This is a genomic window from Halanaerobaculum tunisiense, from assembly GCF_054657635.1.
The window spans coordinates 1-24,952 of sequence record NZ_BAAHYI010000007.1 but is presented as its reverse complement, the minus strand read 5'-3'; the positions used below and the strand labels follow the sequence as shown (position 1 = coordinate 24,952).

At 35.8% G+C, this 24,952-nt stretch carries 21 protein-coding genes; all 21 read left to right on the top strand.

Going from position 1 to position 24,952, the window contains the following annotated elements; genetic code table 11:
• Nucleotides 1-124: 124 nt before the first annotated feature.
• The 21 genes from ACYQ3D_RS07555 to mnmA all read left to right on the top strand — a co-directional run bounded on the left by ACYQ3D_RS07555 (nucleotide 125) and on the right by mnmA (nucleotide 24,567).
• On the top strand, nucleotides 125-463 hold the full coding sequence (locus tag ACYQ3D_RS07555; protein ID WP_459837519.1) for a phasin family protein: 339 nt from the start codon (nucleotides 125-127) through the stop codon (nucleotides 461-463).
• Complete coding sequence (locus ACYQ3D_RS07550; protein ID WP_459837518.1) at nucleotides 453-926, top strand: DUF456 domain-containing protein; 474 nt, start codon at nucleotides 453-455, stop codon at nucleotides 924-926. Before ACYQ3D_RS07555 ends, ACYQ3D_RS07550 begins: the two co-directional genes overlap by 11 nt.
• Nucleotides 927-939: 13 nt before the next feature.
• Nucleotides 940-2,607 carry an ABC1 kinase family protein gene (locus ACYQ3D_RS07545; protein ID WP_459837516.1) on the top strand — a complete coding sequence of 556 codons (1,668 nt, stop codon included), beginning with the start codon at nucleotides 940-942 and terminating at the stop codon, nucleotides 2,605-2,607.
• 73 nt (nucleotides 2,608-2,680) lie between these two features.
• Complete coding sequence (recJ, locus tag ACYQ3D_RS07540; protein WP_459837513.1) at nucleotides 2,681-5,971, top strand: single-stranded-DNA-specific exonuclease RecJ; 3,291 nt, start codon at nucleotides 2,681-2,683, stop codon at nucleotides 5,969-5,971.
• Between the two features lie 21 nt (nucleotides 5,972-5,992).
• Nucleotides 5,993-6,505 carry an adenine phosphoribosyltransferase gene (locus ACYQ3D_RS07535; protein ID WP_459837512.1) on the top strand — a complete coding sequence of 171 codons (513 nt, stop codon included), beginning with the start codon at nucleotides 5,993-5,995 and terminating at the stop codon, nucleotides 6,503-6,505.
• A gap of 30 nt (nucleotides 6,506-6,535) precedes the next feature.
• Nucleotides 6,536-8,704, top strand: coding sequence for a RelA/SpoT family protein (locus ACYQ3D_RS07530; RefSeq protein WP_459837511.1), 2,169 nt, complete (start codon nucleotides 6,536-6,538; stop codon nucleotides 8,702-8,704).
• Nucleotides 8,705-8,814: 110 nt separating this feature from the next.
• Nucleotides 8,815-9,438 carry an MBL fold metallo-hydrolase gene (locus ACYQ3D_RS07525; protein WP_459837509.1) on the top strand — a complete coding sequence of 208 codons (624 nt, stop codon included), beginning with the start codon at nucleotides 8,815-8,817 and terminating at the stop codon, nucleotides 9,436-9,438.
• A 14-nt stretch (nucleotides 9,439-9,452) separates the two neighbouring features.
• A complete protein-coding gene (gene hemZ / locus ACYQ3D_RS07520) occupies nucleotides 9,453-10,934 on the top strand; it encodes a coproporphyrinogen dehydrogenase HemZ (RefSeq protein ID WP_459837507.1) in 1,482 nt (493 codons plus the stop codon).
• Nucleotides 10,935-11,001: 67 nt separating this feature from the next.
• Nucleotides 11,002-12,570 (top strand): peptidylprolyl isomerase, encoded by a 1,569-nt coding sequence (locus ACYQ3D_RS07515; protein WP_459837506.1) that lies wholly within the window; start codon nucleotides 11,002-11,004, stop codon nucleotides 12,568-12,570.
• 32 nt (nucleotides 12,571-12,602) lie between these two features.
• On the top strand, nucleotides 12,603-13,865 hold the full coding sequence (hisS, locus tag ACYQ3D_RS07510) for a histidine--tRNA ligase (RefSeq protein WP_459837504.1): 1,263 nt from the start codon (nucleotides 12,603-12,605) through the stop codon (nucleotides 13,863-13,865).
• Between the two features lie 18 nt (nucleotides 13,866-13,883).
• Complete coding sequence (gene aspS / locus ACYQ3D_RS07505) at nucleotides 13,884-15,662, top strand: aspartate--tRNA ligase (protein ID WP_459837502.1); 1,779 nt, start codon at nucleotides 13,884-13,886, stop codon at nucleotides 15,660-15,662.
• Between the two features lie 128 nt (nucleotides 15,663-15,790).
• A complete protein-coding gene (locus ACYQ3D_RS07500; RefSeq protein WP_459837499.1) occupies nucleotides 15,791-16,681 on the top strand; it encodes a glycine betaine ABC transporter substrate-binding protein in 891 nt (296 codons plus the stop codon).
• 64 nt (nucleotides 16,682-16,745) lie between these two features.
• The gene (locus ACYQ3D_RS07495; protein WP_459837496.1) at nucleotides 16,746-17,315 is read left to right on the top strand and encodes a 5-formyltetrahydrofolate cyclo-ligase; all 570 of its coding nucleotides are present in this window, start codon (nucleotides 16,746-16,748) and stop codon (nucleotides 17,313-17,315) included.
• Between the two features lie 256 nt (nucleotides 17,316-17,571).
• On the top strand, nucleotides 17,572-18,363 hold the full coding sequence (locus ACYQ3D_RS07490) for a Cof-type HAD-IIB family hydrolase (RefSeq protein WP_459837494.1): 792 nt from the start codon (nucleotides 17,572-17,574) through the stop codon (nucleotides 18,361-18,363).
• Nucleotides 18,364-18,368: 5 nt separating this feature from the next.
• Nucleotides 18,369-18,959 (top strand): HAD hydrolase family protein, encoded by a 591-nt coding sequence (locus ACYQ3D_RS07485; RefSeq protein WP_459837676.1) that lies wholly within the window; start codon nucleotides 18,369-18,371, stop codon nucleotides 18,957-18,959.
• 56 nt (nucleotides 18,960-19,015) lie between these two features.
• Nucleotides 19,016-20,326 (top strand): AAA family ATPase, encoded by a 1,311-nt coding sequence (locus ACYQ3D_RS07480; protein WP_459837493.1) that lies wholly within the window; start codon nucleotides 19,016-19,018, stop codon nucleotides 20,324-20,326.
• 295 nt (nucleotides 20,327-20,621) lie between these two features.
• Nucleotides 20,622-21,248, top strand: a complete 627-nt coding sequence (locus ACYQ3D_RS07475) for a YigZ family protein (protein ID WP_459837492.1) — start codon at nucleotides 20,622-20,624, stop codon at nucleotides 21,246-21,248.
• A gap of 124 nt (nucleotides 21,249-21,372) precedes the next feature.
• Nucleotides 21,373-21,831 (top strand): RrF2 family transcriptional regulator, encoded by a 459-nt coding sequence (locus ACYQ3D_RS07470; RefSeq protein WP_459837490.1) that lies wholly within the window; start codon nucleotides 21,373-21,375, stop codon nucleotides 21,829-21,831.
• 58 nt (nucleotides 21,832-21,889) lie between these two features.
• Nucleotides 21,890-23,053, top strand: a complete 1,164-nt coding sequence (gene nifS, locus ACYQ3D_RS07465) for a cysteine desulfurase NifS (protein ID WP_459837674.1) — start codon at nucleotides 21,890-21,892, stop codon at nucleotides 23,051-23,053.
• A gap of 16 nt (nucleotides 23,054-23,069) precedes the next feature.
• Nucleotides 23,070-23,471 (top strand): Fe-S cluster assembly scaffold protein NifU, encoded by a 402-nt coding sequence (nifU, locus tag ACYQ3D_RS07460; RefSeq protein WP_459837489.1) that lies wholly within the window; start codon nucleotides 23,070-23,072, stop codon nucleotides 23,469-23,471.
• A 19-nt stretch (nucleotides 23,472-23,490) separates the two neighbouring features.
• On the top strand, nucleotides 23,491-24,567 hold the full coding sequence (mnmA, locus tag ACYQ3D_RS07455) for a tRNA 2-thiouridine(34) synthase MnmA (protein ID WP_459837487.1): 1,077 nt from the start codon (nucleotides 23,491-23,493) through the stop codon (nucleotides 24,565-24,567).
• Nucleotides 24,568-24,952 lie beyond the last annotated feature (385 nt).

Genomic DNA, 24,952 nt, shown 5'->3' with positions numbered 1-24,952 from the left:
AGTTAAATCAGACTGGGGCTTTTTAATTTATGGAATAAGATTTAATTGGGAATGGTTAAATAGTGTGATATAATAAGTAATGAAGTTGGATATATTAGTTATATAACCTATTGGAGGTGGGCTGATGAATAATTTATTTCGTGAGTTGATGGTTAATGGTTTAGGAGCTTTATTTTTAACTAGAGATAAGTTAAAAGAACTTATGGATGATTTAGTAGAACAAGGTAAGATGAATCGGGAAGAAGCAGAAAATTTTATTGATGAGATGATGACTGGAGCTAGAAAGCAACGGGAGAAATTAAAAGAGAAGATTAAATCTGAGCTACAGGATAGTTTACAGGATGAAGAACGAATTAAAGAGTTAGAAGAACAGGTAAACAAGTTGGAGTTACAAGTAAAAGCTTTGGAAAAAGAAGTAGAAAATAAATCAGACCAACAGAGGATAGAAGTTGATGATGCTTAAGGTAATTGCTATAATCATTTCTATTTTTGGAGTGTTAGGAACTTTATTGCCTGGTCTTCCTGGCACTCCTTTAATCGTTTTATCGGCTTTATTTTATGGTTTGATTGCTGGAGGAGAAGTAATTGGATGGCAATTGGTAGTAGGTTTGTTATTGTTGAGTCTGTTAGCTGAATTTAGTGAATATTTATCTGGTCTAGTAGGAGTTAAGTATTTTGGAGGCAGTAAGTATGGTTTGATAGGAGCAGTGGGAGGTTTTGTAGTAGCTGTTATTTTCTTAGGTCCGTTAGGAATTATCTTCGGACCGTTATTAGGAGCGATTATAGTTGAATTAATTACCGGTAAAAAATTACAGCAGGCGGTTAAGGTAGGTTTAGGCACTATTGTTGGCCAGTTAAGTGGTTCTGTTATTTCTTTGTTAATTTCATTAGTTATGATTAGTTGGTTATTGACGAGAATTTTCTAGGATGGTGGAGTAAATGTTACGAGGACTAACCAGAAGTTACCGACATATTAAGCGTTATCGTCAGATAGTAGAAGTATTGATCAAACATGGTTTTGGTTATTTAGTAGAAGTAATGGATTTGTATCATCTAGTTCCCCTCCGGAAGAGATTTAAGACTTTAGATTCTTCCCAACCATCTAAGGATACCCGAGCAATTAGATTAAGAAAGGTGTTAGAGGAATTAGGTCCTGCTTTTGTTAAACTAGGCCAGTTATTAAGTACTAGACGTGATTTATTACCTCGCCGATATATAGAAGAGTTAGAGAAGTTACAAGAAGAAGTTCCCCCCATGGAGTTTAAGCAGGTGGTTGAGATATTAGAAGAGGAATTAGGAGAGAATTGTCAACAGTATTTTACTCATCTATCAGCTACACCTTTAGCTTCTGCTTCAATTGGTCAAGTCCACCAAGGTACTTTAAATAATGGTGAACAAGTAGTAATTAAGGTACAGAGAAAAGAGATTGAGAGTGTAATTGAGACTGATTTGGAGATTATGGCTAATTTGGCCCAGGTATTAGAGAAGCAATTATTTAGTAATTCTTTTATTAGTCCGATAGAGATAGTTGATAATTTTTCTGAGTTTATCACTAAGGAACTGGATTATAGAATTGAAGCCCGGAATGCTAATAAATTTGCCAAAAATTTGGCTGATGATGCAGAGATTAAGATAGCAGCTCCTGTTTGGGAGTTAACAACTCGTCGTCTCCTAACAATGGAGTTTATTGCTGGTCGTAAACTTGGTGATCTAGAAGACAAAGCTGTTAAGCAAGAAATAGCTGAGAGAATAACTAAATCATTTATGAAACAAACCCTACTTCATGGTTTCTTTCATGGGGATTTACATCCGGGGAATATGATTATTACTGTTGATAATAAATTAGCTTTAGTTGATTTTGGACTAGTTGGTCAGCTAAGTCGTCCTGATCGCGAGGCAATTGCTACTTTATTTATTGCCTTGATTAAAAAGGATACCGAAAGAGCAGTTAAGGAATTATTAAAGTTAGGAGCTGTTACGCAAGAAGTTGATCGGCAAGAATTACAGAGAGATTTTTATAAATTAATAGATGATTATTACGGAGCTACCTTAGAAGAGATTGAATTAGGTCCAGTTATCAATCGGATGTTAGATCTGGCTTTTGAATATCAGATTAAACTTCCTTCGGAATTTATTTTGTTGACTAAATCGCTAGTGACTGTTGAAGGAGTAGTCTCTAATTTAGCACCTGAGCTAAATATTTTAGCTTTAGCTAAACCTTTTATCTACAAATTATTTAAAAAACGCTATCATCCGAAAGAATTAATTATGTCGTTGACGAGAGAACTAAGAAGTATTACAGAAGTTATGACTGATCTACCTGATGACTTACAACAAATTATGCACTTGCTTAAAGATGGTAGTCTGACATTTAAAATTGAACATACTAAGTTAGATGATTTAATCTGTAAATTAGATATTATAACTAATCGTTTATCTGTTTCACTAATTGTTTCGGCTTTAGTCATTGCTTCTTCACTAATGATGTTGACAGATAAAGGCGCAACCGTCTTGAACTTTCCAATAATTGGAATTTCTGGTTATTTGATAGCTGGAGTGTTAGGAATCTGGTTAGTGATTTCTATTTTTCGATCCGGTAGATTTTAATAGTTGACAATTAATAATTGACAGTATACAATAAAAAAATGTGAGTAAACTACTAAATTAGGAGCTGGAGACTGTGCAACAGGATATAATCTGGCAGAGGAAAGAAATTGATTCTAAATTGGTAACAGAATTAAGTACTAAGTTAGATATTAGTAGAATTACAGCTTGTATCTTAGCTAAACGAGGGTTTAGGGATTCTCAGAAAGTAAAACAATTTTTAAAGTTTGATTTGTCTGATTTACATAATCCGTATCTATTATCGGGGATGAAAAGGGCAGTAACTAGAATATGTAAGGCTCTGCAGGCCGAAGAACAGATAGTAGTCTATGGAGATTATGATGTAGATGGGATTGCTAGTACTAGTTTGCTAGTTGATTATTTAACTGGTTTGGGTGCTCAAGTGGATTATTATATACCTAACCGGTTAACAGAAGGGTATGGGTTAAACAAAGAAGCTTTAGCGCAATTAGCTCAGCAAGGAGTGGATTTAATAATAACGGTTGACTGTGGAATTAAAGCTCACCAGCAGATAGAGTATGCTACTCAGCAAGGGATAGAGGTAATTGTAACTGATCATCACACCCCAGCTGCTGAGGCTCCTGTAGCGGAAGCGATAATTAATCCTCACCAAGATAATTGTTCTTATCCTGATCAGGATTTATGTGGAGTCGGGGTTGCTTTTAAGTTAGCGCAAGCTTTAGCTTTAGAGTTAAGGTCAGAGGGGCAATTACCCTTGTTAACTGAGTATTTATCCTTAGTTGCTTTAGGAACAGTAGCTGATATTGTTCCTTTGCGGGGAGAAAATAGGATAATTACTAGTTATGGTTTAGAACAGTTAAATCAACTTAGCTGCCAAGAAAATCCAGGGTTAGCAGCTTTGGTGGAAGTGGCTGGTTATAGCGAACGAAAAATTAAAGCGGGAAATATAGCTTTCCAATTAGCTCCGCGAATTAATGCTGCTGGTAGGTTAGCTAAACCTAGTCAGGCGGTAGAGATGTTATTAGCTGCTGATTATAACCAAGCTAAGAAATTAGCTAGTAATTTAAATGAGCTGAATAATAAGCGCCAAAAGATTAGTGCTAGAATTCTTACTGAAGCTGAAGAAGCAATTAAAGACTTTGATTTAGAGGAAGAATTAGTTTTAGTTCTTGCCTCACCTAACTGGCATGCTGGGGTAATTGGGAATGTAGCTTCTGATCTGCAGGAAAAGTATCATCGACCGATAGTTTTAATTGCTCTAGATGAAGAAGTAGGTCAGGGTTCCTGCAGAAGTATTACTAATTTTAACATCCACACTGCTTTAGCTGAGTCTGCTGAGTTACTAGTTGATTTTGGGGGACACAAGCAAGCAGCAGGTTGTACAATTGCTAAAGAGCAGATTCCGCAGTTAAGAAAACAGCTTAATCAGTATGCTCGCCAGGTATTAACAGAAAAAGATCTGCTTCCTAAACAAAGAGTTGACTATCAAGTTAAGTTAAAGGACTTATCTTTTGCTTTATTAGCAGAGTTAAATCAGTTGGCTCCTTTTGGTTATTGCAATCCTCGGCCTGTTTTAGAAGCTAATAATCTGACAGTTGATAGATTCCAGGTAATAGGTAAAGATAATAATCACTTAAAATTATTTTTTGCAGTTGGTGAGCAAGAGAGAGAAGGGATTGCTTTTAATCAAGCTGATTTTAAAAATAAATTAGTCGGTCAGCAGATAGATTTATTATTTAACTTAGATCGCAATGAATGGCAAGGTAGAGTTAACTTACAACTTAAGGTCAAAGAAATTAAAGTAGCTAATTTGCAATTATCGGATAAACTACAGGCTGTTAGTGAGGAAATTTTGGCTGCTAGAGAACCTAAAGAGGAGGCAACTTTAGATTGGTTTTATATCTCTTTAACCGAGATTCAGTCAGCCCAAGTAACTAATTTAAGTTTAGGAGAAGAAGTATTTTTGCTACCGGAGGGTAAAGAAGAAATTGTTGTTTTATCTAGTAAACAAGTTCGATTAGGGCTGTTGCCTGTTGATCTAGCAGCAGAACTAGTGCCTTATTTGGAGGCAGGAGTTAAATATCGCTCTTTTGTTAGTGGGATTAATCAGTCCCCAGCTGAGGTTAAGCTATTTATAACTAGAGAGTTGAATTACAAATCTCAGGTAGAAGAGATGATAGTTGCTAAAAAGCAAACAGAGGTTACTGCTGTTAAATTAAATACTGAGCACGAAAGATTTAATTTACTTCGTGATCTGACTGTTACTCGAGCTAATCAGGAGGCTACTTCACTAGTAGTTTGGCCTAGAAAGCAGTTAGTAGAAGAAGAATATCAGAACCTTAAACTGAAGTTACCAGAAGTGAATCTTTATCGAGGCCATAGTGCTCTCTCTTGTAGACAAGAAGAGCTATTGTTAGCAGCTTTAAGGTCAGGAGCAGTTGATATTTTACTGGCGACACCTGAATTTATTAGCGCTTATAAGCAAATACTTATTAATAAGATTACTAATTTAGTTTTAGCTGATTGTCCTCAGGATAAAATAGTTAAGTTAAGTAATCTTTTTTCTCCAGCCCAAAAACTAAGTTTATCTTTAGCAAGTAAGGTGGATAATATTGAAGTGATAGACCACCGAGGTCTGTTGGCAGCTGAAAAAATAGATTATTTAAATGATCTACTGAAGCAAGACCAACAGATATTAATTTATGTTGCTAATAAGCGAGAAAGTGTGGAATTAACTTCTCGGTTATGGGCTAGTCAGTCACACCTGAGAGACCAAGTGGCCTATTATAATTCTTATCTGGACCTAGCAGATAAAAAACAATTAATTAATCAATTTAAACAGGGCCAACTAAGCTGTCTAGTAGCTACATCTGCTTTCAAACCACAAGTTACTCTGTCGCAGTTAGAGAGAATAGTACTTTATCAGCCTAGTTTTAACCGACTGGAGTTTCTCCAGCAGGTTAGTTATTTACAGAATAAACAAGTTTCTTCTCAACTGGATTTATTATATAACCAACAGGATTTACAACAGCAAGCAGAATTAATTAACTCGATAGCACCTAATCGGGAATTATTGCAGGAGTTATACCGACTTTTATTTAAGTTAACAGCTGATAGAGAGAAGATTACTATATCTAATAACCAGTTAGTAGATAAGTTACAAACTAGAAGTCAACAACTAATTACAGTAACCACTATTCAGACTGGGGTAGGTATTCTAGCTGAGTTAGGCTTGCTAACAAGAAGTAAAGGGCTAAATAAAGAGATTAGTTTAGCTCCACGACCGGAAAAGAAACTAGACTTGACTAGCTCTGTACGTTATAATGAATGCGTTGCTGAACGAAAGGCGTTTATTGAGTTCAGAGATTTTTTGCAAACTATTTAGAAGTGAAAGGGGAGACAGATAATGAATTTAGCAGATAAAATTAGAACTATTTCAGATTTTCCAGAGGATGGAGTCGAGTTTAAGGATATTACTACTCTATTAAAGGATGCAGATGCTTATCAGGAAGCGATTGAGAGGATTGCTAGTCGCTATCAAGAGGAAGAAATAGATTTAGTGATTGGGATTGAAGCCCGGGGCTTTTTAATTGGAGCACCGTTAGCTTTGGAGATGAATAAAGGATTTGTACCTGTCCGGAAGCCAGGTAAGTTGCCAGGAGATTTAGTGAGAAAAGAATATGATTTAGAATATGGTAGTAATACTTTAGAATTACATAGGGATTCAATTAATGAAGGGCAGAATGTTTTAATCGTTGATGATTTATTGGCTACAGGTGGTACTGTTGGTGCTACTGCTGAATTAGTTGAAGAACTAGGAGGCAATATTGTAGAAATTGCTTTCTTAATGGAACTGGAATTTTTAAATGGTAGAGAACAGATAGAGGATTATGATGTCTTTTCTTTGCTAAAGGAATAGCCTACAAAGTAGTGGAGGAATATAATTATTATGGCGTCATTAGATGAGATTTTAAGAGAGGTAGAGACTTATATTGAGCAGCCGGATTTAGAATTAATTAAAAAAGGATATTATCTAGCTAAAGAAGCTCACCAGGGCCAAGCTAGGCTTTCTGGTGAGGCTTTTGTTAGCCATCCTTTACAGGTGGCTAAGATCTTAGCTGAGTTAGAGTTGGATGTAGTCTCTATTACGGGAGCTTTATTACATGATGTGGTCGAGGATACAGCGATTACAGTTGAAGAGATTGAAGAGGGATTTGGATCTGAAATTAGATTACTAGTTAATGGAGTTACTAAATTAAATAAGATTGATTTTAAGACCCGCGAAGAACATCAAGCTGCTAGTTTACGGAAAATGTTTTTGGCCATGGCTGAAGATATTAGAGTGGTGTTAATTAAACTAGCTGATCGGTTACATAATATGCGGACTTTAAATTATCTTGGTGAGGAAAAACGAAAGCGAAAAGCTAATGAAACAATTGAAATTTATGCTCCTTTAGCGCATCGTTTAGGGATGTCCCGGTTAAAATGGGAATTAGAGGACTTAAGTTTTAGATATTTGGAACCAGATAAGTATCATGAATTAGCTAATAAATTAGCTAAAAATAGAGCCGAAAGAGAAGCTTATATTGAAAAAGCAATTGCTATCTTAAGAGAGAACCTAGATGAAGTTGATATTGCAGGGAAGATTTATGGTCGACCTAAGCATTTGTATAGTATCTATCAAAAGATGATTAATAAAGAGAAAAGCTTTTCTGAAATTTATGACTTAACAGCTTTGCGGGTGATTGTTGATACAGTCAAAGAATGTTATCAAGTATTAGGGATTTTACATGAGATCTGGAATCCAATGCCTGGCAGAATTAAAGATTATATAGCCATGCCTAAATCTAATATGTACCAGTCACTACATACTACAGTAATTGGCCCTAAAGGAGAACCACTAGAGATCCAGATTAGAACCTGGGAAATGCACCGAATAGCTGAATATGGAATTGCTGCTCACTGGCGTTATAAAGAAGGGAGTCCAGCTGATGAAGACTTTGAAAAGAAGATTTCTTGGTTACGTCAGCTTTTAGAGTGGCAGCGAGATTTAAAAGATGATAAAGAATTTATGAAGAATTTAAAGATTGAGTTATTTGAGGATGAGGTATTTGTCTTTACTCCCCAAGGGGATGTTATTCCCTTGCCTAAAGGGGCTACCCCAGTTGATTTTGCCTATCATATTCACACTGATGTAGGGCATAATTGTGTCGGAGCTAAAGTTAATAGTAAGATGATTCCTTTGGAGTATAGTCTGGAGAATGGAGACATTGTTGAAATCTTAACTTCTAGTGCTAGCGGGCCTACTCGAGATTGGCTTAATTTTGTCCAGACTTCTCGGGCTAAGAGTAAAATTAAGAAATGGTTCAGAAGCCAACGGAAGGATAAAGCAATTGCTAAGGGCAAGGAAAAGCTAAACAAAGAGTTAAGTAAAGAACAGATAAGTCTTAGTGAAGAAACTAAACGGGAAAAGTTAGCTGAGATTGTTCAGGATTCAGGTGTAGCTAATATCAAGGGATTATACGCTGAAATTGGAAATGATAAATTTTCAGTAGCTAGTATAGTGGATAAATTACGTCCTCCAGAACAAACAGAAGCAGAAGATATTTCGCCCCAAGAAGAATTAGATAAGCTACAGCAACCAAAGGTAAAAGATACTTCTAATAATCAAGGGGTAGAAGTCAAAGGCATGGAAGGCTTACTAGTTAGAATAGCTAAGTGTTGTAATCCAGTGCCTGGAGATGACATTATAGGCTATATTACTAGAGGACGAGGGGTTTCAGTTCATCGGACTGATTGTCATAATCTAAGAGAGTTAAAAAATAATGAACCAGAAAGAATTATCGGTGTAGGATGGCAGGTGGATCAGAAAGCTTCCTATGATGTAGAGCTGGAAATTAAAGCTTTAGACGAGCATTCTTTATTAAATGAATTAACTTCTGTGATTTCTGATGCTGGAATCAATATTTCTTCAGTTAATGCAAGAACGACTAAAGAAAAAATAGCTTATATTAACTTATTAATTGAAATCAGTAGCCTTGATCATATGAAGGATGTAATCAATAAATTAGAGAGCATTGATGGAGTGCTGAAAGCACAACGAGCTAATCCAAATTAATTTGGTTTCGTCATATTCTCGTAAAAAACATAGTCTATAATAATTATTGTAGAGTCAAGATAGAACTTATTTTAAGAATTTAACCTGTTTTATTAAGTGAGGGATATCCAATGTTAGTAAAAAGAATAGTAGTCGGAAATCTAAAAGTTAATTGTTATCTAGTAGTTGCTGAAGAAACTAACCAAGCCTTAGTGATTGATCCTGGTAGTGAAGCAGACAAAATACTAACAGCAATTGCTGATCAAGGATGTCAGGTGGAGTATGTAGTGAATACCCATGGTCACGCTGATCATATAGCAGCTAATGAAGAATTATTAGCTGCTACTGGAGCGCAATTACTGATCCATGAGACTGATAGTAACTTTTTACAGGATTCTGATTTGAATTTATCATCTTCTCTAGGTGACCCTAGAGAAGAGGTGGTTTCTCCTCCAGCAGATAGATTACTTACGGCAGGAGATAAGATTAAGTGTGGTGCTCTGACTTTAGAAGTGATCTATACTCCAGGACATACTCCTGGTGGTATCTGCCTAAAGACTGACCAAGAATTATTCAGTGGTGATACTATCTTTAGTCAGGGAGTAGGTAGAACTGATTTGCCTCATGGAGCTTTAGAGGATTTGCAAACATCTTTAGATAAGATAGCAAAGTTGCCAGAAGATTTAAAATTATATCCAGGCCACGGGCCAACTTCTACTTTAAAAAAGGTTAAAAGAAGTAATCCTTATCTTTAGAAAGGATTGAAAATATGCAAGTAGGACTTGATCTACCAGAGAAATATTATGGAGCAGTTAAAGGAATGCTTAATGTCTTGCTACCCGAGTTAGAAATAGCTCGCATTACAGAAGGTAATAATTTTACCTTACAAGTTAAAACTACTTTAAATACTACAGAAGGAATTAAAGTAGTTAGTTCTATTGTAGAGAACGAAGAATATAGAGAAGAAATAGTAGACCAGGAAATTTTAGCTAATGAGTATAATGAACATGATGTTAGTAAGAGATGTAGGAACAGAGTTAAATTAAGTATCTATCGTCTACTAGCTGATTATTTAGAGCAACCTTTGAGTCCTTGGGGGATTTTAATTGGGGTTCGACCTACTAAACTTGTTCATTCACTCTGGGATAGAGGATTTAGTCAGTCCCAAATAGATCATCTGTTAGCTGATGTCTATGGGTTGGCCCCGAAAAAAAGAGAGCTACTATTGACTATAGTTGCTAAAGAGCGGAAGTATTTGCCCACTCCTCAAGAGGCTACAGAAAAAATTAGTCTTTATGTAGGAATTCCTTTTTGTCCGACACGATGTGCTTACTGTTCTTTTGCCTCTTATCCGCTTACATCTCACGAAGAATATCTAGCTGATTTTTTATCCACTTTGGAGTATGAAATAAAAGAATTAGGCCGGAAAGTAGTTGAGTTGGGTTTAACTGTTGATACACTTTATTTTGGTGGGGGGACACCAACTATCTTATCAGCTAAGCAGTTAAAGAGCATAATTTCGCAGTTAAAAAAGGAATTTCCTCTGGCTGATTTAAGGGAATTTACTATAGAAGCTGGGCGTCCCGATACGATTACTGCGGATAAACTCCAGACTTTTCAGCAAGCAGGAGTGGATAGAATTAGCATTAATCCGCAGACTATGAACCAAGCTACTCTGGATCGGATTGAGCGTCAACATACAACCAAGCAAGTTAGAGATAGTTTTTATTTAGCTAGAGAACTTGGATTTGATAATATCAATATGGATTTGATTATAGGTCTACCAGGCGAGCAGGTGGCTGATGTAGAAGCTACGTTAGCTGCTATTAAAAAGTTAGCTCCTGCTAGTTTAACTGTTCATACTTTAGCTGTCAAGCGGGCAGCACGCTTAGATGATCAAGTCGAGCTTCCTAGTGGTCAAGAGGTTACAGAGATGTTAACAGCTACGAAAAAGTTGGCCCGGGAGTTAGGTTTAGAACCTTATTATATGTACCGGCAAAAGAATACGGTAGGTAATCTAGAGAATATAGGTTATGCTCAACCTGGTTTAGAATCTATTTATAATATTTTGATGATGGAAGAAAGGCAGACAGTAATTGGTTTAGGTGGGGGAGCATTTACTAAATTAATTGATCCTGAGGATTGGTCCTTGGAAAGAGAGATCAATCCTAAGTTTCCTGCTCAGTATATTGCAGAAGTAAAAACTAGAACTAATAGAAAAATAGAGAAATTGACATCTCTAATAAGATAAGTTACAATATTAGGTAGCAGTGTGCAAAGTTGAGTTAATTTAAACCCTAAAGGGAGGCAAAATTAATATGTTAAACTTTTTTAGGAGAAATACTAAAATTATAGCAGCTATAGTTGCAGTTCTTTTTGTAGCTGGTAGTGCATTAGTTTATTTGAATACAAGCGGTAATCAACAGGCTAATCAAGCTAAAGCTTCTAATAGACCGGTTGCTACTGTGAATGGAGAAGATATTAATTATCAAGAATTTAATTCTCAACTAAGTCAAGTTATGCAACAGTATCAACGATCACAAGGTCAGGTTTCTGCTGATAGAATTTTGCCACTTAAGTCTAGAGTGTTAAAGGGAGCAGTTGAACGTGAATTATTAAATCAACGAGCAGCAGAGGAAGGATTTAAGGAACGAATTACTGATGAAGAGGTTCAAACAGAATTAGATAATTATATTGAACAAATGATGCAACAAGCTTCTGTTTCTTCCGAAGAAGAGCTAGATAAGTTATTGAAGAAGAGAGGACGTAGTTTAGCTGACTTTAAAGAAAGAGTTAAAGGGAGAGTTAAAGAAGTATTAGCTTTACGAAAATTACAGAATAAGATCACTGGTGATGTGGAAGTATCTGAATCTGAGATCAAAGAACAGTACGAAAAAATAACAGCTAGTCATATTTTATTCAAAACCAATAATAATCAGACTGCTGAAGAAGCAAAAGCAAAAGCTGAAAAGGTATTAGCTAAAGTTAAAGAAGGACAAGATTTTGCTCAATTAGCTAAAGAGTACTCTGAAGGACCGTCAGCTGATAAAGGAGGCCAGTTAGGTAGCTTTGGACGTGGTAAAATGCTACCTAGTTTTGAAGAAAAAGCATTTTCTCTAGAAGTAGGAGAAGTTAGTGAACCAGTTAAGACCAAGTCTGGTTATCACTTAATTAAGGTAACAGATAAACAAGAAGCTGAAGGAGAAGAATTCGAAAAGAAAAAGAAAGATATCAAGCAGAAATTATTACAGAAGAAACAAAAGAAAGTCTTTAGTAACTGGTTAGAGGATGCTAAAGAAGAAGCTGAGATTACAATTCATGAACAGGAGATTAAAGCTTATAAAGCTTATCAAGACAAAAATTATCAACAGGCGATCTCTGGTTACAAAGCTGCATTAGAGAACAAACAGGAAAGTGCTTCTTATTTGTATAATAATTTAGCTCAAGCCTATCAAAAGCAAGACAAGACTGATCAGGCAATTGAGACATATAAAACAGCAATGGAGAAGTATCCTAAGCAAGTAACTTTCCACAAAAACTTAGCTGGTTTGTACCAGAAAACAGATCAACCTGAAAAAGCAATTGATGTGTATGAAACAGCTCTTGCTAAAGAAGAAAGTGATGCTCAATTACACTTTAATTTAGCTAATTTATATCGCAAGTTAGATAAAAAAGATAAAGCTTTAGAACAATATGATAAATTCTCTGAATTATCCGGCGATAACTTAATGGCCCATTATAGATTATATACTATCTATCAAAAGATGGGATTAACTGAAAAAGCTAAGCAGGAGAAGAAAAAAGTACAGGAGCTTCAGAAGAAAAAACAACAACAGCAAAAGAAAAAGCAACAACAAATTAAGCAACAACAACAAAATCAGCAGTAAATAATTATTAATTTGCAATAAGGAGGATGGAAATGAAGTATCAAGCTGCTAGAGGAACTAATGATATTTTACCTCAAGATACTGCCAATTGGCAGTATCTTGAGAATATTGCTCAAGAAGTATTTAGTACATATAATTATCAAGAGATTAGAACACCTATTTTTGAAACAACTGCTTTATTCCAACGAGGAATTGGGGAAGCCACTGATATTGTGGAGAAAGAAATGTATACTTTCCAGGATAAAGGAGATAGAAGTTTAACTTTAAGACCAGAAGGTACTGCTTCAGTAATGCGTTCTTTTTTAGAAAATAAGATTTATGGCCAAGCCCAACCTACGAAATACTATTATATGGGACCTATGTTTCGTTATGAAAGACCACAATCCGGACGTTACAGACAGTTCCATCAGTTAGGGGTTGAAGTGCTAGGAACTGATGATCCAGCTGTTGATGCTGAGATTATGGCCTTAGGAATGCAGATTATTAAAAAGTTAGGACTTGATAACTTAGAAGTTCATTTAAATAGTGTTGGATGTCCTGATTGTAGAGCTGAATATAGAGAAAAATTATTAAATTATTTTGAGCCCTACTTAGATCAATTGTGTTCTGATTGTCAAGATCGCTATGAACGCAATCCCTTGCGTATTTTAGATTGTAAGGAAGATAGAGATAAAGAGTTTATGACAGATGTTCCTAAATTATATGAAGAGTTATGTACTAGCTGTGCAGAACACTTTACTAGTGTTCAGGAGTATTTGGATTTATTAGATATTGATTATGCTTTAGATGCTACATTAGTGAGAGGACTTGATTATTATACTAAAACAGCTTTTGAAGTTATTTATAAAGGTTTAGGAGCTCAGGATACTGTCTTTGGCGGTGGCCGTTATGATGGTTTAGCCCAAGAAGTAGGAGATCGTGATATTCCTGGAGTTGGTTTTGCTATGGGAATGGAGCGGGTTTTACTAACTCTAGAAGAGCAAGGAATTGAACTACCAATTGATACAGGGATTGATTTATTTATTACTACAATTGGAGAAGAGGCTAAACAGGAAGCCTTTGCTTATCTTTATAAATTACGCCAAGCTGGTTTAAGGGTAGAGATGGATTATTTAGATCGTAGTGTAAGTGGACAGATGAAACATGCTGATCGTAATAATGCTCAATACAGCATTATTTTAGGTGGTAATGAATTAGAGTCTGGAGTAGCGACTATTAAGAATATGGAGACAGGAGATCAAGAAGAGGTTGCATTAGGTAATTTAGTTACTAAGATGGAGGAACTTATACAATAGCATAGGAGGGAAGCAATAATGAAAGGAATAACTAGAAGCCACTTGTGTGGTCAATTAAATAAAAAACAAGTTGGAGAAGAAGTCACTCTTACCGGTTGGGTACAGCGAAGACGAGACCATGGTGGTGTTATTTTTGTTGATTTAAGAGATAGATTTGGACTAGTTCAGGTAGTATTCAATCCAGAAGGTAACCAGGAAGTATTTTCTCGGGCTAATGATTTAAGAAAAGAATATGTAGTTGCTATAACTGGTGAAGTAAAAGCTAGACCAGAGGGAATGATTAACGATGAGTTAGCTACTGGAGAAATAGAGGTGCAAGCTTCTAGCTTAGAGGTGCTAGATGAAGCTGCTACTCCCCCATTTATGATTGAAGATGATATAAAAGTGGGAGAAGAATTACGATTAAAACATAGATATTTGGATCTGCGTAGAAAATCAATGCAGGATAATATTGTTCTGCGTCATAAAGTAAAGAAGGCAGTTAGAGATTACTTAGATGAAGAGAAATTTTTAGAAATTGAAACTCCTATTTTAACTAAGAGTACTCCGGAAGGTGCTAGAGACTTTTTAGTACCTAGTAGAACTAATCAAGGCCAATTTTTTGCTCTACCTCAGTCACCGCAATTATTTAAGCAATTGCTAATGGCTTCGGGGATGGAGCGTTATTTCCAGATTGCGCGTTGCTTTAGAGATGAGGATTTACGAGCTGATCGTCAGCCTGAATTTACTCAGATTGACATGGAAATGTCCTTTATGAAACAAGATGAGATTATGGAGTTAGTAGAAGGTATGATTCAAGAGGTTTTTGCAGTAGCAGAGTTAGAAGAACCGACTGAATTTCCGCAGATGAGTTATCAAGAAGCTATGGATCGTTATGGTACAGATCGGCCTGATACACGATTTGGGATGGAATTAATAGATATTTCTGATATTGTAGCTGATAGTGAGTTTAATGTCTTTAGCGGTACCGTTGCTGATGGTGGCCAAGTAAAAGGGATCAATGCTTCCGGATGTGCTGGTTTTTCTCGCGGAGAGATAGATGATTTGACTGATTTTGTAGGAGTTTATGGTGCTAAGGGATTAGCTTGGATTAAAGTAACTGAAGAAGGAGTTGACTCTCAGATTGCTAAATTCTTATCTGAAGAGGAGATTACAGATATCGTAGATAAAATGGAAGCTCAGCCAGGTGATTTATTATTATTCGTAGCTGATACTCCTGAAGTAGTTGCAGCTTCTTTAGGTAACTTAAGATTAAAATTAGGTGAAGAATTAGATCTGATTCCAGAAGATGAATTTAACTTCTTGTGGGTAACTGATTTCCCACTAGTAGAATGGGATGAGGAACAGGGGCGCTATGTCTCCTTACATCATCCATTTACTAATCCGCAGCCTGAGGATGTAGAGCTATTAGAAAAGAAGCCAGAAGAGGTAACAGCGCAAGCTTATGATTTAGTCCTTAATGGAATTGAAATCGGTGGAGGAAGTATTAGAATCCACAATAGTGACTTACAAAAGAAAATTTTCAATCTTTTAAATATGTCTGAGGCAGAAGTGGAAGAAAAGTTTGGATTTTTACTAGAAGCTTTTGAGTACGGGACTCCACCGCATGGAGGTATTGCTTTTGGACTGGATAGATTAATTATGTTACTTGGTGGATTAGATACTATTCGCGATGTAATTGCTTTCCCTAAAACGCAGCAAGGCACTTCTCCATTGACTGATGCGCCATCAGATGTATCGCAAAGACAACTTGATGAGTTAGGAATTGAGATAGAAGAAGAAATAGAATTAGAGTAGTAAGTAAAGGCTAGCCTTTAGGCTAGCCTTTTTCTATATTAAAACAGTTTATACCTTGACAATTAGAGAGGGTTGTGTGATAATGCATTAGCAGTGTTGGACGAAAAAAATAGGGAGGTACCAGATTATTGACTAAGGAGAGTAAGTTATTGGTATTGGTGATTTTGCTTATTAGTAGTATTTTACTTTTAGTAGGTTGTGGAGGGACTAAGAAGAATAATGCTAAATCTAAGACTGACAAGGGAACGATTAAAATTGGTATGAATAATTGGGCGGAAAATATAGCTATCTGTAATATGTGGAAGATTTTATTAGAGGAACAGGGGTATGATGTAGAGATATTTAATGGTCGTAAAGCTCCCATCTGGGCTGGATTAGAAGAAGGGAGTATAGATTTTTACCTTGATGTTTGGCTTCCTAAAATTGATGCTCCATACTGGAAGAAATATAAAGATGATTTAAAGAAATATGGTCCTTGGTTTAAAAATACAGGAATGGGACTGGTTGTTCCTGAGTATGTAGATGTAGATACTATTGAAGAACTGAAGAACAATAAGGGTAAATTTATGAAAAGTGGAGAACCTACTATTGTAGGAGCTGATGCTGGAGCTAGTGTGATGCGAATGACTAAAGATGCAATTAAAGAGTATGATCTTGATTATGAATTAATGGCTAGTTCTGGACCAGCAATGACTAGCGCTTTAAAGCGAGCTTATCAGAAGAAAGAACCAATAGTAGTAACTTTATGGAATCCACACTGGGTATTTGCAGAGTTTGATTTAAAATATTTAAAAGATCCAAACCATATTTATGGTAAATCGGAAGATGCTTTTGTAGTAGCAAATAATGATTCTGCCAAGCAGTATCCAGAAGTTATTAAGTCGCTTAAGAAATGGAAAATGGATGACCAAAGTTTAGGAGAACTAATGTCTGTAATTAATAAAAGTGATGATGCTCAACAAGGTGTCCAAGAATGGGTAGATAATAATCGAGAGTTAGTTAATCAGTGGTTAGATTAAATAATAAGGTCAGCCTTTGAAGGCTGACCTTATTTAGTTTAGAATGGTAGGAAGGAGATAGCCAATGACTAAAGTGAAACAAAGGAAGAAATTACTAGCTAGAAGGGATAATTTAAGCCCCCGGGCCAGAGCAGAAAAGAGTAGACAAATAAAAAAATATCTATTTGCTCAACCAGAATTTAAAGAGGCTAGTCGGATTATGTTTTATGTTGCTTTTCGTAGTGAAGTGGCAACGAAAGCAATGATTGAACAAGCTTTAGAATTAGGAAAAGAGATAGTAGTGCCGATAACCAATTCAGAGGAAAAGACTTTACAGTTGTCGTTGCTGACAGATTATGAGCAGGAATTAGAGCCAGGAACTTATGGTATTTTAGAACCTAAGGCTCAATACCGTAGATTGGTTAAGCCCCAAACAATGGATTTACTTGTTGTACCTGGTAGTGGTTTTGACAAACAGGGAAATCGGTTAGGCTATGGAGGCGGCTACTATGATAGGTTATTTGCTGCTGTAGGTAATCCCCCTAAGCTAGCTATAGCTTTTGCAATCCAAATAGTAGCTGAGATCAAGACTGAAGCTCATGATATCTCAGTGGATAAAGTAATTACTGAGCAGGGTGTGATCAATAATAGTTAATGGCAAAAAATGCTTGCTAATGAATCGTTATCAAGAAGCTCAGTTTGCTTGATAGAATGCTTGTACCAAGGAAGAGACAATTCCTAAGTGTGGTGAGTTAGATATTGAGACTGGTGAGCTAATTCGCCTCCCTTTTGGTTTAGCTCCTATAGAAGTGATGGCTAGAGGGTTCTTAAAAAGTTAAAATTTTAGCCAGGAATTTAGAGTACAGACTAGAAGTAATATAGTGATATAATCTACTTGGAGGAGATAAAATATGAATTATAAGTTAGTAGCAATAGATATGGATGGTACATTACTTAATAACGAAAATCAAGTACCACCTAGAAATAAAGAAGTTATTGCTAGATTAGCTGATCAAGGAGTGCAGTTTGTTTTAGCTAGTGGCAGACCTTATCAATCGCTTCATCCTTATACTGATGAGTTAGAAGTTTATCTACCTTTGATTACAGCTAATGGTTCTATAGTAAAGTGTTCAATAACTGATAAAGTGTATCACAAAGTACAGCTACCTCTAGATTTGGCCCAGGAAGTTTTAGATTACGGGCTGGCTAATGATTATGGAGTTAGTCTCTATTTTGAAGATGAAATTTATACCTGTGATCAAGAAATGGCTGCTGGTCATCAGGAATTAGAAGGAGTTGAACCAATAATATTTGATTGTGATTTAGAATTAGAAACAGCGCCAGTAAAGATTATTTATTATGATCAGCCAGCTGAGATTACTACAGCTTTTAGTGAATTATCTAAGAAATATCAAGATAAGTTATATATTACTCGTTCAGATGATCATTATGTAGAAGCAATGAATTTAAAAGTTTCTAAAGGGCAAGCTTTAGAATATTTGATGGAGCAGATGAATTTATCTTCGCAAGAGGTAATAGCGATTGGTAATAATCATAATGATGTAGCAATGTTTGAAACAGCAGGATTGGCAGTAGCAATGGAGAATGCTCCAGAAGAAGTTAAGGATCAGGCTGATTTTGTGACTACAAGCAATCAAGAATGTGGCGTTGCTGATGCTTTAGAAAAGTTCATAATTAACTAGATAGAATAAAGGGGTTAAGAATTATTTTAGCTAGTGGTCGCTCTTATCAATCAATGCTTAAATTTGCTATTGAGCTTGATTTAATGACTCCTTTAATTTCTAATAACGGGGTTTTGGTAAAGAAACCTAATCAGGAGATGATTGCTCAGAAATTTATTGCTCCCGAGATAGCTAACAGGTTATTGGAGCACGCCCAAGATAAGGAATTACATATTAGCTTTTATTTTCCTGATTGTATTTGTGTAGAGGAGATAACTGAGAAAGCTGATGTACATATTAAAGAAGAAAAAGTGATGCCTAAAGCAGTTGGTGATTTAGCTAAGACACTAGATAAGGATTTGATTAATGTCTTATTTAATATTGCTAGTGATCTAATAAATCAGGTAGTAGCTGATTTATTAGATCAATATCAGATTAGTCCACAAGAAGTGATTAGTTTTGGGAATAATTATAATGATGTAACAATGATAGAATTAGCAGGTTGTGGTGTAGCAATGACTAATGCACCTGCTGAAGTAAAAGAAGCGGCAGATAAAGTAGCTAAGGATAATGATCAAGCTGGAGTAGCAATCATGTTAGAGAAGATATTCTTATAGGGTTAGACGTCAGGGTTAGTTAACCTGGCGTTTTCATTTTAGATGGAGGTGAAATGATGGATTTATTTAGTCAACAAGCTACTAAAAATAATAATGATCAGCCATTAGCAGCTAGAATGAGACCTAGGACTTTAGCTGAATTTATCGGGCAAGAGGAGATAATAGGAGAAGGATGTTTACTACGACGGGCTATTGAAGCTGATCGTTTACAATCGGTTATCTTTTATGGTCCACCAGGTACAGGTAAGACTACGTTAGCTAGGATTATTGCTAATACTACTGCAGCAGAGTTTGAAAGTTTAAATGCTGTAACTTCTGGCATTCAGGATTTGCGAGAAGTAATTAATCGGGCTCAAGAGAGAAGAGGGATGTATGGGACAGATACAGTTTTATTTATAGATGAAATTCATAGATTTAATAAGACTCAACAGGATGCTTTATTACCAGCAGTAGAAGAAGGAACTGTGATCTTAATTGGAGCTACAACTGAAAATCCGTACTTTGAGGTTAACTCGCCCCTAGTTTCTCGGTCTCGAATTTTTCAATTACAGGCATTAACTAAAGAAGATATCATTAAGATTTTACAACAGGCCTTAGCTGATAAGGAGAGAGGATTAGGTAGATATCAAGTGGATATCACCTCAGAAGCTATAGATCATTTAGCTACAGTAGCTAATGGAGATGCTAGGCAAGCTTTAAATGCTTTGGAATTGGCTGTGTTGACAACTCCAGAGACAGAAGCCGGAAGAAAGGAGATTACTCTAGAGGTAGCAGAAGAATCAATCCAACAGAAAGCAATTAATTATGATCAGACAGGAGATCAACATTATAATGTTATTTCTGCTTTTGTTAAGAGTTTACGAGGCTCAGATCCTGATGCTGCTTTGTATTGGTTAGCTAAGATGATTAAAGCTGGAGAAGATCCAATGTTTATAGCTCGCCGGATGATTGTTCATGCTGCTGAAGATGTAGGTAATGCTAATCCACATGCTTTAATGTTAGCTGTTTCAGCAGCTAGAGCAGTTGAGTATGTAGGGTTACCTGAAGCGCGGATCCCGTTGGCCCAAGCAGCTATTTATATTTCTAGTGTTAACAAAAGTAATGCAGCTATTAAAGGAATTGATCAAGCAATGAAGATAGTAGAAGGAGAGAGTACTTCTGGAGTTCCTCAACATTTAAAAGATAATCACTATAGTGGTGCCCAGAATTTAGGTCATGGTCACGGATATCAGTATCCACATGATTATGAAAATAATTATATTTCTCAGCAGTATCTACCTGATGAGCTAGTAGGAAGTAAGTTTTATGAACCAACTACTAATGGTTATGAAGAAAGAATTAAGAATTTTTTAGAGCAATTAGATTAAGGACTATTGATATAAAGTGGCACTTTCGTGCCACAGTTATCTGTCGTCTGCTGTGTGTCGTGAGCTAATTCAAATTCAAAACCATAGACCTAGTTTAAACTCTTAAAACATAGTAATCTTGAGGAATTAGATTTTGAATTTAAAGGTTTTGAATTGGCTGACCCTACAAGTTTCACAGAAACTTTTCGTGATGAAAAGCATCCGCACACAGCACACGACTGACGACTGTGTCACCATAAGTGACACAATATATCAATATTGCTTAATTGTTAATATAGAGTAAGGTGGTTTTAAGATGACAGATAGTTATCAGACAATAAAGCAAGCTAGAAGAGTTCAGACTAAAATCAAAAAGTGTAAATTTATAACTTCAATCAAGAATGTTAATACTGTTAAAGAGGCTGAAGAATTTATTGAACAGATTTCAGAGGAATTTGCTGATGCTACTCATAATGTTTTTGCTTTTAAAATTGGTTTAGGAGATAAAGCAGTTACTAGATGTAGTGATGATGGTGAGCCTAGTGGTTCTTCTGGTCCGCCTGCGTTACAGGCTTTAGAAGGAGCAGAGGTTACTAATGTAGCTGTGGTAATTACTCGTTATTTTGGTGGAGTTAAGCATGGAGTCGGAGGTTTAATTAGAGCTTATGGTGGCTGTGTAAGAGAAGCAATTAAAGAAGCGGGGAAGGTAAAACGAACTAGGTACATAAAGTTAATGATTTCTGTGCCTTATGATCAAATGGGCCAAGTGATCAATGATTTGGAAGGACACCAAGGTCAAGTTAGAGATACCAGTTATACTAACCAAGGAGCTAAAATTACAGCTTTATTACAACCGAGTTTTGTAGCTAACTTTAAAGATAGAATTACAGATGCTACTAGAGGACAGGCTGAATTTAATAAACAAGGGAATGTATTTAAGTAGTTATTGGTGAATACTTGATTAAAGTGAGGAAAATAATAAATTTGAATTGACAAATCCCAAGTAGTATGGTAGAATTAACTTACAAATTCCAACTGTAAAGGTAGGGATTAAAGGGGGACTAAGAATGAAGCTATCAACTAAAGGACGTTATGGTGTCCGAGCAATGTTTGATTTAGCTCTCCACCAAGGAGATGGTCCTATACCGTTGCGTAGTATAGCAGAAAGACAAGGTATTTCTGAAAATTATTTAGAACAACTAGTTGCTACTCTAAGAAATGAAGGGTTAGTCAATAGTGTTCGGGGAGCTCATGGTGGTTATATGTTAGCTAGAGAAGCTGAAGAGATAACAATTGGAGATATTATTAGAGTTTTAGAAGGGCCAATAGCTCTCACTGATTGTGTTTCTGAAGATATAGATGATGAATGTGATAAGAGTGATGAATGTGTAATAAGTTTCATCTGGCAGCAAGTAAAAGATAATATTGATGAAGTATTGGATTCTATTACTCTAGAGAATTTGCGTCAGGAAGCTATTAATGCTAAACAAGAAGGCAAACAACATGGATATATGTATCATATTTAACTAATGTACAAATTGGAAAACTAACAAGTAAGGGGGACTAAAAGTGCCAAGAATATATATGGATAATGCTGCTACTACTAAGACAGACCCGAGTGTTTTAGAAGCAATGGAGCCTTATTTTGGAAAAATGTATGGGAATCCTTCTAGTTTCCATTCCTTTGGTCGAGAAGCTAGAAATGCTATTACAGAAGCTAGAGATTCTGTGGCAGATTTAATTGGAGCTGATAAATCTAAAGAAGTGATTTTTACTAGTGGAGGGACTGAAGCGGATAATTATGCTATTAAAGGAGTAGCTGAAACCCTGTCTGATACAGGCAAACATATTATCACTTCTTCTATTGAGCATCATGCTGTATTACATGCCTGTGAATACTTAGAAGAAGAGAGGGGATTTGAAGTTACTTACTTACCAGTTGATGAAGAGGGACTGGTTGATCCTCAAGATGTTAAAGATGCTATTAGAGAAGATACAATCTTAATTACTATTATGTTAGCTAATAATGAAATGGGGACTATCCAACCTATTTCAGAAATTGGAGCAATAGCTAAACAAGAAGATGTTACTTTCCATGCAGATGCTGTACAGGCAGTGGGGAATATACCGGTAGATGTTAATGATTTAAATGTGGATTTACTTTCTTTATCGGGGCATAAATTTTATGGTCCAAAAGGAATTGGTGCTTTATATATTAGACAGGGGACTAAAATTAATAAGTTTTTACATGGTGGGGCGCAAGAAAGAAATAGAAGAGCTACTACTGAAAATGTGCATGGGATTGTAGGAATAGGTAAAGCAGCAGAATTAGCTAAAGAGGAATTAGAGGAAAAACAAGATAAATTAATTGCATTGCGGGATAAATTAATTACAGGAATTGAAGAAAGAATTGATTACGTTAAGTTAAATGGACATCGAACACAACGATTACCGAATAATGTTAACTTTAGTATTCAGTATATTGAAGGGGAATCAATTTTAATGAGATTAGATCTAGAAGGAATAGCTGCTTCTAGTGGTTCGGCTTGTACTTCTGGTTCTTTAGATCCTTCTCATGTTTTATTAGCTATGGGGTTATCTCATGAAGTTGCTCATGGTTCTTTACGTTTGTCACTAGGTAAGTATAATACGGAAGAAGAAGTCGATGAAGTGTTAGAGACTTTGCCAAAAGTAGTTGCTGATTTAAGAGCTATGTCTCCTATATATAATCAAGAAATTAAAGAATAATAGAGGGGTGATAGAGATGAAAGATTATTCAGATGAAGTGATGGATCATTTTACTGATCCGCGGAATGTAGGTGAACTTGAGGATGCTGATGGTGTTGGAGAAGTTGGTAATCCCCAGTGTGGAGATATTATGAAGATGTATATTAAAGTTAATAATGAACAAATTGAAGATATTAAATTTAAAACTTTTGGTTGTGGAGCTGCTATAGCTACAAGTAGTATGGCCACTGAATTGGTAAAAGGTAAGAGCTTAGAAGAAGCTAGAGAATTAAGTAATGAAGCAGTTGCAGAAGCATTAGGTGGCTTACCTGCGCAGAAAATGCATTGTTCTAATTTAGCAGCTGATGCATTACAGAAAGCAATTGATGATTATTTAGGTATTGAGCGAGAGTATGAGGAGGACCATCATCACGAATAATAAATAAAGGGTGACTGAGATGTTAGATAAAAATAAAGTTGTCGTAGCAATGAGTGGTGGAGTAGACAGTTCTTTGACTGCTGCTCTATTAAAAGAACAAGGCTATGAAGTAATTGGGATTACAATGCAGATTTGGCCAGCAGATGAGATGCCAGAGGAAAATGAGGGTGGTTGTTGTTCTTTATCAGCAGTTAATGATGCACGTAGAGTAGCCTCGCAATTGGATATTCCGTTTTATGTAGTTAATTTTCAAGAGTTATTTGAATCAACAGTAATTGAAGATTTTAAAGATGAGTATGCTCAAGCTAGAACTCCTAATCCTTGTGTAGTCTGTAATAAAGAAATTAAGTTTGAAGCCTTCTTACGTAAAGCTAAAGAATTAGGGGCTTATTATATGGCTACTGGTCACTATGCTGAAATAGAGCGGACTGAAGAGCGAAATTTATTAAAGAAAGCTAGTGATGAAGATAAAGATCAAACATATATGTTATATAATATGACGCAAAAACAGTTAGAGCATACTTTATTTCCGTTGGCTGATTATGAAAAAACAGAAACCAGAAAGTTAGCTAAGGAATATGATTTAAAGGTTTATGATAAACCTGATAGTCAAGAGATCTGTTTTATTCCTGATGATGATTACCAACGATTCTTAACGGATAATTATCCTGAGATTATTGAGCCAGGTCCTATACTTGATTTAGAAGGTAATAAATTAGGAGAGCATGATGGATTACCTTTCTATACAATTGGGCAGCGAAAAGGGTTAGGTTTAGAGACTCATAAGCGGTGGTATGTAGTTGAGTTAGACCCAGATAGAAATGCTGTAATTGTTGGTGATAATAAGGATGTATTTAGAGGAGAACTAGTAGCTGAGGAATTAAATTGGATTTCTATAGCAAAATTAACTGAGCCACAGGTAGTTGAGGCTAAGATCAGATATAATGCACCGGCAGCTGAAGCTACTATTTATCCTTTAGCTAATAACCAAGCCCGGGTTGTGTTTGCAGAAGAACAAAGAGCTATTACTCCTGGACAATCAGTAGTCTTTTATGATGGAGATTTAGTTGTAGGGGGAGGATTAATTAAATCATAGATATCAATAGCACTAGAGCTGACTGGTATGGATGTTGGCCCTAGTGCTTTTATATTATATATTACTGATTACTTGTTATTTTCTTATTGTTAGTTTAAAATTCACTGTTGACAGGTTTCTATAAAGATGTTAATATAATGAATGTCGTTTGAGAGAGAGATTTTTTTGCAGTTAACTTCTAATTTTATCTTGACAAACTTTAATTTATACACTATAATAGTAGTTGTGCTTGATGAGAGAGAAGAGATTTGTGTTTTTTAAAGAAACTTCTTGACAGCGATGAAAGCTTGTGATAATATAGTAATTGTCGCTTGAGAGAGAAATCATTTTTTCTCAGGACAAGTAAGAAAAAACGAAGAAAAGTCTTGACAAGTGATCACTTATT